The sequence below is a fragment of the Enterococcus sp. ARL09-542 genome (assembly GCF_005234805.1).
In the GTDB taxonomy this organism is placed as follows: Bacteria; Bacillota; Bacilli; order Lactobacillales; family Enterococcaceae; genus Enterococcus_D; species Enterococcus_D gallinarum.
The window spans coordinates 45,049-57,659 of the sequence record NZ_QPQX01000011.1 but is presented as its reverse complement, the minus strand read 5'-3'; the positions used below and the strand labels follow the sequence as shown (position 1 = coordinate 57,659).

The window sequence follows — 12,611 nt, the reverse complement described above, 5'->3', positions numbered from 1 at the left end:
TCTGACTGTTAAGCGGCTGTTAAAATCGTTCCGGAAAAAGCAGCTTGAGGACAGACATGGTTAAGCGGCGGCTTTGTCCTTGGTACGGGTAAATATGCATATGCATAGCGGGATTGAAGTTCGCTTCAATAATGCCGTATGCTCCCGGATCCTCCGCGGGCTTTTCCTTGTCAGGAATAATCAAATCAATCCCACTGATTCGTGCCTGTAATGCGGTCACGGCATCTGCAGCGATTTTTTTGTAGTCATCATTAAATTGATCGGTGACATCGATCGAATCGCCGCCCGTGCTGATATTGGAATTTTCCCGCAAGTAAACGATTTGTCCTTTTTCTGGGACAGAATCTATGTGATAGCCTTGCTCTTTCAACATCAACTGTTCCAATTCACCTAATTGGATCTTCTCCAACGGTGTCCGATGGTGGGTCCCCCGTAATGGATCGGTATTTTTCTCTGCAACTAATTCCTTGATCGTGCGCCGACCATCTCCTATTACATTTGCCGGTATTCGTAGCAAAATTGCTTCAACTTGACCATCGATCACAAAGAAACGATACTCTGTTCCAGCAAGGAATGCTTCAACTAAAATCGACTGGTCTTCAGCAAAAGCTAAACGGACAGCAGCTTGATAGTCCTCCAACGAAGCGCCATCCTTAAAGATCGAGATTCCCACGCCATAGTTGGTTGTTTTGGGTTTGACGACAAAACCTCTGTCAGCAAATTGCGGGTAAGCAGCAAGCGCCTTTTCTACAGTGGCGAATTCTGCTCCTGCAGGAACCCGAAAACCATTCTCAGCTAAAATCTTTTTTGTGACCGTTTTATTGGCCATGATCAAAGGAACGATATAACGATCCTTACTTGTCATATTAGCGTTTTTGACATATTCAACATGTTCATCGATCGATAATTTCAAGAACTGATCAGATTCATCCAACACTTCCACCTTGATTCCCTTTTGAATCGCATCGAACATCAAAATTTGTGTTGACAGTTCCATGTTGGTGAAGCCTGCTAACTGATAAGGTTTTTCCCAGGCAACTTGATGATAGGATACTCCTAGTTCAGTTGCCACTTGAGCCTGACTTGACCTTTGGCTGGCTTGATATAAACGACCGGCAAAAGTTTTGCCGGGATCTTCCAACATTGGCAGCAGTTGATCCAGTAAAGGCATTGTCGGCAGACTGATTTCCTTTGCAAAAGCGATCAATTCTTCCGCAACTACTTTAGCTTCTTCAAGATAGATCGTTTGATTCAATGGGTGTTCCAATGCCACTTGATTGTTTTTGCGATTTCCTTCTTCGACCCAAGCATCGGCATCAGCGCCCTCCTCTTTCGTTGCTAAGTATAACAAGAAAAGGTGCAGAAATTTCACTTGATCTTGCGAAATACCATACATTTCAAAGGGATTGATATCAATATTGCGTAATTCAATGTAACGAATTCCCGCTGTTGCTAAGTCGGCAACCTTTTGCCCCCCTCGCAGGCGAACTGGTGCATAAAACTCTTTTTCCTCAGATAGTTTGCCAGTTTCTACCAGCTCAGCGATATCCGCCAGATAGGTCTCAAGAGAGGCATAAGACACGTTGACATCGGTATGATTCGTGTAGCCATAGCGGCTGTTACGAATGCTGCGGACAGGTTCTTGCGGTCCAGAACCCGCCATAAAATAATTGGCTTCCGTTTGCGGCGTTGCTCCAAAGAAATAAGTCAAAAACCAGCGGTAATGCAAGTAATTTCGGGTAACTTTCAAGTAAAGTTCTGTTTTAAACCTACGATAATCTGTTTCTGACGACTTGGTAAATAACTTTCTTAAAAAATCATCCCCAAATTCAAAATTGAAGTGGATGCCGCTGACCATTTGCTTACGACGCCCATACGTCCTTGCCAAAAACCGACGATAAAGAACATCTTCAAAACGATCCAGCTTTGCGATCACGATATCCTCTTCTTTTTCCGGCAACGCAGGCGGCATACTTAATGGCCAAAGCATCTCCTCAGGTGCCATCGAACGATAAGCAACATCATGGATCGCAGCCAGATAACGAAATAGTTCCTCTGAGCTTTCCGCGACTGGCGTGATCAATTCCAACTGATTTTCAGCAAAATCGGTTTGTATGTACGGATGAAAACTACGATTGCCTAATGCTTCAGGATGATCTGTCCCAGCAAAACTTCCGTCTAAACGTGCACGCTGCGCCTCACGTTCGATCCCATAACGCCCATCAAATAAGTAGGGACGCAGTTCTTCTTGTATAAAAAGTGATTTTAGTGTCATATCATTGCCCTCTTTGTCTTAGATTCTTCCTTATTATAGTCAATAATCCAGCAGAAAAAAATGAAATTGTGCGATTCTCTTTGCTAGTTTTTTAAAAATTACCAAGTTTTTACAAATTACTTGAATAAATTTGATATTTGACCTCTAAATAAAGTATACTTACTATATAATAGTAAATTATTATGTCAATATTACAACTTTTTTGAAAGGAAGAATAGTGAATGAAACCACTCAATCTTACCAAACGCGAACGTCAGATCATGAATATCTTCTGGAATGCTGAAAAACCTTTGTCTGCAAATGACATTGCGGTTCAACAACAGGACTTAAGTAAAAACACGATCCAAGCCGTTGTCAGAAAATTAAAGAACCATGATTTATTGAAAGTAGCTGACATCGGCTACAGCGGTACTGTCTTGACCCGCTTGTATTCTCCAAATGTTTCTCAAGAAGATTTTCTAGCTGCCGAACTCTCTGAACAATCGTTGCTGAATCTAGTCTCGAATTTCATTGAAAACAGTGAGGATGCCGAGACATTGAATGATTTGGAAAAAATCATCAAAGAGCGGCAAGCACAGCTAAAAAACTGATTTCTGAAACAAGTTGTTCTTGTTCACAGAGAAATGTCCACGCTGAACATTTCTGACAAGACAAGGAATCTTTCTTGGAATGATTTCAATTTCAGGAACAGCAGCTACATCCTTTTAGCTGCTGATGGGGAGGTTTTGTGAACCAGAAGTCACACGTCATCTGTTACGTATTCTGCTGTGGTACTTCATGTACATCGCAGCTGTCAAACAAACGTATGCCTATAAAGTTTATTTCCATAACCGATGAGCTTTATGCAAGTTCCTTAACAAAAAATATCCGAACTACTACTGATTACTCCTACCGTTAACGCCATCGCGAGATGATGAAGAGGAATAATCAAACATAGTTCGGATATTTTTGTCTTATTTCAAGCGATGAACAGCATCAACCTTCGTTGATGAGACCTTTAAATAGCCCAACAACAAACTCATTTGGATCAAACGGCTCAAGGTCGTTGATTCCTTCCCCTAATCCGACCAATTTAACCGGTAAACGCAATTCATTGCGAATCGCTAAAACGATCCCACCTTTGGCAGTTCCATCTAATTTCGTCAAGACCAATCCTGTAACATCCGTGGTTTCTTTGAATTGTTTGGCTTGGTTCATCGCATTCTGACCAGTCGTCGCATCTAACACGAGCAACACTTCATGAGGCGCATTCGGCTCTACTCGTTGAATGATCCGTTTGATTTTCTCTAACTCATTCATCAAATTGACTTTATTTTGCAAACGACCAGCGGTATCAACTAATAGAACATCTGCTTGCTCTGCTTTCGCTCGTTCCATCGCATCAAATACGACGGCTGCCGGATCACCACCAGCTTTCCCTCGAACGACTTCCACACCTGCTCGATCCCCCCAAACGACGAGCTGATCGATTGCTCCAGCTCGAAAGGTATCCGCAGCTGCCAACAACACTTTCTTGCCTTCTGATTTGAATTGATGCGCCAGTTTTCCAATGCTGGTGGTTTTACCGACGCCATTCACACCGACAAATAAAATGACGGTCAATCCAGGTTGCATATTTAGTTCGTTGACTTCGTCGACACCCGCTTCACCGTAAAGATCGACTAGTTTTTCAATAATAACATTTTGAACCTCTGCCGGCTTCTTGACATTTCGCAACTTGACCTCTTGACGCAGTGCATCCGTGATCTTGATCGCTGCATCAAAGCCTACATCGGCTCCAATCAATGTCTCTTCGACTTCTTCAAAAAAATCTTCGTCTACAGAGCGAAAATTCGCGAACAGCTCATTGAGTCGTTGCCCGAAAGTTTTGCGAGATTTCGATAGTCCCTTCGTGTACTTATCTTGTACACCCTCTTTGTGAACCGCTGTTGGCTGAGGTTGTACTTCAGGTTTTTTTACCGTTTCACTAGGTGTCACGACGTCGAATGGTTCAGCTGATTTCAGATCTTGTGCTCCTTCTGATGATGAAGTATCAGCCGCGGACTCCTCTGTTTCTGTTGGCTGCAACGCGGAATCGGTAGTAGTTTCTGGACGAGAATCCAGTGTTGGTTCCGTCGATTCTACTGTTTGTTCTTGTGCGGAATGGTCATCTGCGACGGATGACTCATCGACAGATGACTCTGGAGATTCAACTAGTTCCTCTACTTCGCCTTGCACTTTGTCTTGCTCTTTTGATTCACCAATCAAAGCTTTTTTAATTTTGTCAAAAAATCCCATTTCAAACGCCTCCTTTCAAAACATATTTTTCGATGACAGTTGCTACACCGTCTGCTTCATTCGAATCTGTTACCACATCTGCGGCTTCCTTGATTAAAGGCACGGCATTAGCCATCGCTACACCGAGTCCTGCATAGCGAATCATCGGCAGATCATTTTCTTCATCTCCGATCGCCATGACTTCATCGATAGTGATACCTAAATCCCGAGCCAGCAATTCAATCCCATAGGCTTTCGTAATTCCTTTAGGCATAAATTCCAGCAAATTATTCCGAGTTTTGATTACTTCATATTTCTCTCTGATTGCTGAAGGAATTGCCAAAATCTTCGGATCCAGTACTTCTTGATGATAAGCAATCACAGCTTTATTATAGAGTTTCGACTCATCCAGAGCTTCTATCGCATACGGGCGGCAATCCAGCAATGGATTCAGCGAACCATAGATCGACTGATTCGTTGCTGAAGTCGGCAAGCACAAAACGATTTCTTCGGATACGACATCCAGCGGCAAATCCAGTTCTGCTGCGACAGCAACCAATTCATGAATATCAGCCAATTGCAAAGCGGCTTTTTCCATGATTTCTCCCGTATCGTTTTTTTGCACCAGACCACCATTAAAAGTAATGCTATAGTCCCCTGATTCATTCAATGACAACTCTTCTAAATAAGGACGAATTGCCCGTAAAGGACGACCTGTGCAAAGGACGATTTTTACTCCTTGTGCTTTTGCTTGGGCAAGAACTTCTTTATTTTTTTGCGATACTTGTTTCTTTCCATCCAGCAAGGTACCGTCTAAATCAATTGCGACTAATTTGATCATTTTGCTACTCCTTCTTGATCTGCGACAAAATTTCCGCCTTCTTTGACATCTTCCAAACGCACAGAAACAGTCTTAGATACACCGGATTCCTGCATCGTCACGCCATACAACACATCTGCCGCTTCCATGGTCCCTTTGCGATGTGTGACAACGATGAACTGTGTATCATTTTGGAAGTCGCTTAAATAATGGCCAAAGCGTGATACATTGGCTTCGTCTAAAGCAGCTTCAACTTCATCCAGCACACAAAACGGGACGGGACGGACTTGAATGATCGAAAACAGCAGTGCGATGGCTGTCAGCGCTCGTTCGCCTCCAGAAAGTAGACTCAAGTTTTGCAGCTTTTTACCTGGTGGTTGGGCTTCGATCTCAATACCAGTATTTAGTAAGTCCTTTGGATCTGTCAAAATCAATTCCGCATGTCCCCCGCCGAACATATTGGGGAAAACTTGCTTGAACTGCAGACGAATCGCATCAAAAATCTCACCGAAACGTGTTTTGACTTCTTCATCCATCTCGGACATTGTATCGAATAATTGTGCTTTTGCAGAAAGCAGATCATCTCTTTGACTGGTCAAGAAGCTGTGACGCTGTTCCACTTGATCATATTGCTCGATAGCATTCAAATTGACTGGTCCAATCGCATCGATTTTTCCTTTTAGATCTTGGATTTCTCGTTTTGCAGCTTCCGGGTCATCGATTGCTGGATAGTCATTGGCCGCTTTTTCAAAGCTCAATGCATATTCTTCCTGCAAGTAAGCCAACCGATTATCCATCACCAAATCCGCGCGGTTTTTCTCAATTTCTACATTGGTCTTTTCGGATAGTTTTTCTTTTTGTTGCAAGTTTGCCAAACTGAGAGCTTCATCCAACTGTCCAATTTCCTGTTGGACGATTTGTCTTTGTTGCCGAATGTCCGCCAATTCTTGTGTCAGTGTTATTTTTCGTTGAGTAAAATCACTGATTTGCTGATCCAGGCTTTCTTCCGAAATTTCATGGTCACTCACATTCGAATTGATTGCTGCTAACTGCCGTTCTAGCGACTGTTGGCGTGCTTCATTCTCCGCTAACGCTTCCGCATTCGCAGCAATTTTTTGTCTTAAATGTTCCACTTGTTCTTTTTGAACAGCAAAATCAGCTTGTAATTGGGCGGCTGTCGCTGCTAACTGGCTTCTTTTTGCTTCGATTAAATCTTCTTCTGCATTCATGCTTTGAATGTCGTGATCGATTTTTTTCAGCTGCTGCGCAATGGTTTGCTGTTCCGATTCCAACCGAGTCTTCTTCTCGTTATACTCTTCAAAAAAGGCCTGAATCTCGCGATTTTCAAAGTCAAAGACTTGCTGCTCTTTTCTCAAACGTTCCAACTCGTTGGTGAGGTTTTGCAGTTGATTTTTTAGTTCGTGTTCCGTCATTCGAGCCGTTTCACCGGTGGTTCGCAGCTCTTCCAAGGCTGCTTGAGCATCTTTTGTCACCGTTTCGAAGTGCTGCACTTGTTTCTCTGTTTTTTGCAGGCGTTCATCCAATTGAACGGCTTGAGCCGTTAATTGCTGCAACTCATTGCTTTGACTAAATAGGCTGCCGGCATTTTTCTTCGTCGCTCCACCGGTCATCGAACCCCCGGCATTCATCACGTCGCCTTCCAGTGAAACGACACGATAGCTATAGTTCAGCGCTTTAGCTAATGCATTAGCACTTGTCAGATCTTCTGCGATGACGATACTTCCCAATAGATTTTCGGCAATGTTTTTTACATCTTCATTGAAACGCACCAGCTCACTAGCAACGCCGATAAATCCTGGTACTTGTTGTGCTTGAGAAACAGCATAACTAGGTAATTGGCGAGACTTGATTGTCGTCAACGGCAAGAATGTGGCCCGACCACCACGATTTTGTTTCAAATAGGTAATCGCTGCTCTGGCATCACGTTCGGTTTCTACTACTACGTGCTGGGCAGAAGCGCCCAGTGCTGTTTCGATAGCAACTGTATATTCTTCTGGTACTTCGATCAATTCTGCAACAGCACCCACGACACCGGTTAGCTGCTGCTTATTTTTTAGAACTAGTCTGACGCCTTGATAAAAGCCAGCATAGTTTTCTTGGATATCCTGTAAACTCCGTTGTTTTGCCCGCACTTGTTGGACTTGGTTCATTAACTGATACATTTTTTTCTGTGCATCATCAAATTTTTCTTTGTTCTCTTTGGCTTTCTCTTGTAAATGGATATATTGCTTCCGCTGTTCGTCCAACTGTTGCTGCACGGCTTGCAAGCGTTCATTAACGATTTCTGCGGCTGTCGCTTTTTCTTTGATCGCTGTCGACAGTTCTGTCTGCTTCGTAACGGCTGTTTGATTTTTTGCCGATTCTTGCTGGTATTGGCGCTCAAGATATTTGAGCTCATTGCCGACCGTTGCTTGCTCCTGCATTGCTTCAACATATTGACTGCGTAATTCTTCGATGATCTCTTTGGCCGATTTCTGATACTTTTCTTGTTCCGCTCGACAATCAGCAATCGCTACTTCTGCCTCTTGGACACTGCGATTCTTTTGCGACAGTTCATGAATCAATTCAGCTTTTTCGTCATTCAACTGTTGGAGGCGTTCACTGACGGCATCCAAGGTCTCTTGATATTCTGCTGTGCTTTTTTGCGTATGCTTGGAGCGCTCCAACAGTACTTCTTTTTGGCCTTCGGCTTGCTTCAGCCCTTCCGTTACTTGCAACAGCTGCTGATTGAGCTGCTCCAATGATTCATCGAAGGCTGCTCGACGCTGCCGCAATTGCTGCACACTGCGTTCATCGGTATTGATTTGCTGCGTGATTTCAGCCAACTGATGATTTAATAGTTCCAGCTGTTCTGTAGCTGTTTCCCACGCCCGTTTGGCTGTCTGGATCTCCATGACAGAAAAAGCCACGTCTACTTCCGTTAATTTTTCCTTCAATGACAAAAATTGTTTGGCCGCTTCACTTTGAGCAGCTAACGGAATCAATTGATCCTCTAACTCATAAATAATATCTTGTAGACGGTTAAGGTTGTCTTCTGTTTCAAACAATTTCTGTTCTGCTTTTTTCTTACGCTGTTTGTATTTCAAAACACCGGCAGCTTCTTCAAAAATACCGCGACGATCTTCTGGTTTGCTGCTGAAAATCGCTTCGACTTTCCCTTGAGAAATAATCGAAAATGATTCTTTTCCTAGCCCGGAATCCATAAAGAGTTCCTGGACATCTCGCAGGCGGCAACTTTGTTTGTTCAAATAAAAGTCGCTTTCACCGGTTCTCCTTAACCGGCGAGTCACACTGATCTCACTGTAATCCATTGGTAAATAGTGATCGGTATTATCTAAAATAATCGTTACTTCCGCTACATTTAATGGCTTGCGAGTGTCAGATCCTGCAAAAATGATATCAGGCATCTTGCCACCACGCAGGCTTTTGGCAGACTGTTCTCCTAAAACCCAACGAATCGCTTCAGTAATATTGCTCTTGCCGCTGCCATTTGGTCCTACGACCGCAGTCACACTATTTTCAAAATCAATGATCGTGCGGTCTGCAAAGGATTTGAAACCGGCAATCTCTATTCGTTTTAAATACACTCCGCCATTCCTTTCTTATTGATCAAGACTTGCTAAGGCATTTTCTGCCGCTGCTTGCTCTGATAATTTCTTTGATTTTCCTTGCCCCTCGCCAATCAGCACATCGTCACAATAGACTTCTGTCCAAAAGATTCGTTCGTGGGCAGGACCTTCTTCTTTCGTTAAACGATAGTTGATGGACACATCGCCAGATCGCTGCAAGACTTCCTGCAATCGGGTCTTGTGATCCATCTCATGGGAAAAAGCACCTGCTTTTACTTTTGGAAAAACAACAGCCGTCAAGAAACCGTCGACGCTCTCCAAACCTTGATCCAAGTACAACGCACCTAAAAAAGCTTCAAAAAGATCGCATAACAATGAGGGACGCTTACGTCCGCCAGAGTTTTCCTCTCCTTTGCCTAACCGAATATATTGATCAAAACGGCAATCTTTGGCAAACATTGATAAGCTATCTTCGCGAACGATTGCTGCCCGCAGCTTTGTCAACTTCCCTTCAGGAAGGTCCGGCAGTTCACGGTACAAATACCGTGAGACGATCAATTCTAAAACAGCATCTCCTAGAAATTCTAGGCGCTCATTATCGGATAGGTGCAAATTGCGATGCTCATTCACATAAGATGAATGCGTAAACGCTTGTTCGAGTAAATCTACATCATGGAAGACAATGCCGTAATCCTCTTTTAATTCGTTCATTAGCTGTGTATTCATTTGCCACATTCCTTCATTAGTTTATCGACACTTCCCTATTATACTGGTTTTTGGCTAATTATGAAATGTTTCGTCCAAAAACTTGAAGCCTCCATAAAAAAATTTTAACCGTTTATTCTCCTGCTCTTTGTTTCCATGACTGATTCATTGTTTTTTATTGATTTTGCCGCGAACAAAATAAAAAAAGACGTTCCCGAAAGAACGTCTTTTCCTAAATTAGCGAGATTCTGCTGTTACAGAAACTGTTGCCCATGGATTGTGATCTGCATCATATGCCCATGTGAAATCTTTGACGCGATTAGATACTGGTAATACTTGGTTACGGTAAAGCGAAGGAATAACAAATGCTTCATCCGCAGCGTATTCTTGCCATGCATCAAATGCTTCTTTACGTTTTGCTTCATCAAATGAATCTTTAGAGTCGATTGCTTTTAATAGCTTCGTATTTTCATCAGATTCAAAACGAGTGTAGTTAAATGCTGAGTTTGGTCCATAAAGTCCGGTTGGTGAAGGATCTGAACCTGTTCCCCATGCACCTTGATACACATCGATTTCAGGATCATCATTTTTCAATTTATCATAGAATGCTTGGAAATCAATCAAACGACCAGTTGTGTATTTCACATCTAAGCCGATTTCATTCCATTGTTGGATGTAGTAATCAGCCAATGGTTGAGCTGTTTCGCCACCTGACATTGAAGCAAAATTGATGGTTAATTTTTCACCGTTTTTGTCTTCACGCATGCCGTCGCCGTCAACATCTTTGTAACCAGCATCGTCTAACAATTTGTTTGCTTTGTCGATATCTTGTGTGTAACCTTTAACTTCTGTATCGTGCAATGTTCCAAATACCGGTGGGATCAATGTTGTCGCATTTGAACGTAGGCCATTATAGAAACGGCTACCGACAGCATCATTATCTAGTGCGTAACCCATTGCTTGACGCAATGATTTGTCCGCCATTTTTGATTCAGGATTGTAGTTAACTTTTCCTTCTTTATCATCCCAAGTACCTAACTTAAATCCAATATACGTATAAGCTTGCTCAGGACGGCCCAAGATTTGGTAGCCATCTGCATCTTTGTAAGTTGGGTAAGTATCTGTTGGCATTGACAATGCTAAATCATATTGCTTCGCTTTTAAACCTTCTACGATTGAAGCTGCTGGAACTGCTTTAAATGACAATTTATCCATTTTAGGTTTGCCACCGTAGTAATACTCATTTGGTACGTATTCTACAGATTCACCGGCTACGATGTTTGACATTACGTAAGGTCCGAAAACGATTGGTGTTTTACGAACAGGATCACTTGATTCCATATCTTTGACTGCAATACCTTCAAACGCATGTTTTGGTAAAGCAGAAGACCAGATACCGCCGCCTGCTTGCATCATACCAGGGTGAACTTCTTTGTATTGAATTTTAACGACTTTGTCGCTTTCTTTTGTGATTCCTGAGATTGTGTCAGATTTGCCATCGTGGTAATCTTCCATCCCAACAATATTTGTAAAGTTGTTGTCATAACGGATTCCTGTGTAATCTTTGTTACCGATCACTTCATAGGAGAAAATCACGTCATCTGCTGTTACATCTTCGCCGTCTGACCATTTCAAATTGTCGCGTAATGTAATCGTTGCTGTGTTATTATCTTCATCTAATTTAAGATTTGCAGCCCCACCATCAACAATTCGAAAATCAGCATCTGTTAAGAATAAACTTTCATTACTTGGTTGCATGAACTGAGAATCATAATTGTCTTGATAAAATTCAGTTTGGAACAAACCTTGGAATTGTGTATCCATAACTACTGCGACGTCCAATGTACCGCCTTTGATTGCTTCTGCGTCATTTTTGACTTCAACCGGCATAGAGCTAATATCTTCTGTTTCAGTTGCTGAGTTGCTGCCGCCTGATGAATCTGTTCCGCCACTATTGCCGCCACAAGCTGCCAATGCTAAGACTGACAAAAGTGTGACCATACCAAAAATATTTTTCTTCATCCTGTATCCTCCTTGTTTTAACCTAGTCGTTGACGTGCATCGGCTGAACGCTTAAATGCCTGACCAACGTAGTTTATACTCAACATCAATACTAAAATCAATATTGACGCGGGTAACCATATCCATTGTCTGTTGACCAGCACATCACCGCTGCTGGCGTACCCAATCAATGTTCCCAAACTTGGAACATTCGTTGGCAGACCAAAGCCCAAGAACGTTAGAGTTGTTTCGATACCGATATTTGCTGCAAAGTTCATCGTCAAGTTGGTGATGATCAATGAGCTTAAGTTCGGCATGATTTCGCGAAACATGATCACAAAATCATTGGTCCCTAATGTTTTTGACGCACTCACATAATCTCGGCGCCCTTCAGAAAGGGTCTTACTGCGGAAGAGTCTCGCTTTTCCGACCCAATAAAAGGCACTCATGACCCAGATAAACGTCCAAACATTGTAGCGAGGTATGATCGAAACAATAACGATAATGATCAACATGATCGGTAAGATCATGACAAAATCGACGATACGCATCAAGATATTATCAATCAACCCGCCATAGTAACCTGAAATGATCCCCAAGCCAACTCCGACGATCGATGTAATGATCGTGATGGAAAACCCAATCAAAATCGAATTACGCGCTCCAATGATCAATTGTCCCCAAACATCACGGCCACCTTCATCCGCCCCTAATAGGTAGGTGCCGCCATTTGGTGAGACTGCTCCTGGTGCAGCATATTTATCTAGAATACTTACATGCATGACTTGGCTTTGATCAATGACTGCCGAGCCGATGAATACGAAAAGCAGTACTGCTACCAACAAGACCAACGAAAAAATAGCGATCTTGTCTTTTAAAAATTCACGAAAAATCATTTGTAATCCCATAGGTGGGATACTTTCTTGTTTTAACACTTTTTCTTTCTTTTCAGACACGTTTATCC

The 12,611-nt window shown here is 42.6% G+C and carries 8 protein-coding genes; 1 reads left to right on the top strand and 7 read right to left on the bottom strand.

Annotated features, from left to right (window positions below):
* Positions 1 to 19 precede the first annotated feature (19 nt).
* Positions 20 to 2,275, bottom strand: coding sequence for a bifunctional glutamate--cysteine ligase GshA/glutathione synthetase GshB (gene gshAB, locus DVW06_RS12150; protein ID WP_003128065.1), 2,256 nt, complete (start codon positions 2,273 to 2,275; stop codon positions 20 to 22).
* A 221-nt stretch (positions 2,276 to 2,496) separates the two neighbouring features.
* On the opposite strand from gshAB, the gene DVW06_RS12145 reads away from it, so the two are divergent.
* Positions 2,497 to 2,865: a BlaI/MecI/CopY family transcriptional regulator gene (locus DVW06_RS12145; protein WP_003128064.1), complete on the top strand. Its 369-nt coding sequence runs from the start codon at positions 2,497 to 2,499 to the stop codon at positions 2,863 to 2,865.
* Positions 2,866 to 3,250: 385 nt separating this feature from the next.
* On the opposite strand, the gene ftsY is transcribed toward DVW06_RS12145, so the two are convergent.
* From ftsY to DVW06_RS12110, 6 genes are all read right to left on the bottom strand, one after another.
* Entirely contained in the window at positions 3,251 to 4,552 is a 1,302-nt protein-coding gene (ftsY, locus tag DVW06_RS12140; RefSeq protein ID WP_137264695.1) for a signal recognition particle-docking protein FtsY, read from the bottom strand.
* A gap of 1 nt (position 4,553) precedes the next feature.
* A complete protein-coding gene (locus DVW06_RS12135) occupies positions 4,554 to 5,372 on the bottom strand; it encodes a Cof-type HAD-IIB family hydrolase (protein ID WP_003128060.1) in 819 nt (272 codons plus the stop codon).
* The gene (gene smc / locus DVW06_RS12130) at positions 5,369 to 8,959 is read right to left on the bottom strand and encodes a chromosome segregation protein SMC (protein ID WP_005470043.1); all 3,591 of its coding nucleotides are present in this window, start codon (positions 8,957 to 8,959) and stop codon (positions 5,369 to 5,371) included. Before smc ends, DVW06_RS12135 begins: the two co-directional genes overlap by 4 nt.
* Positions 8,960 to 8,974: 15 nt before the next feature.
* The gene (gene rnc, locus DVW06_RS12125; RefSeq protein ID WP_003128057.1) at positions 8,975 to 9,667 is read right to left on the bottom strand and encodes a ribonuclease III; all 693 of its coding nucleotides are present in this window, start codon (positions 9,665 to 9,667) and stop codon (positions 8,975 to 8,977) included.
* A gap of 216 nt (positions 9,668 to 9,883) precedes the next feature.
* On the bottom strand, positions 9,884 to 11,668 hold the full coding sequence (locus DVW06_RS12115; protein ID WP_137264694.1) for an oligopeptide ABC transporter substrate-binding protein: 1,785 nt from the start codon (positions 11,666 to 11,668) through the stop codon (positions 9,884 to 9,886).
* A gap of 17 nt (positions 11,669 to 11,685) precedes the next feature.
* Positions 11,686 to 12,555: an ABC transporter permease gene (locus DVW06_RS12110; protein ID WP_202399184.1), complete on the bottom strand. Its 870-nt coding sequence runs from the start codon at positions 12,553 to 12,555 to the stop codon at positions 11,686 to 11,688.
* Positions 12,556 to 12,611: the final 56 nt, after the last annotated feature.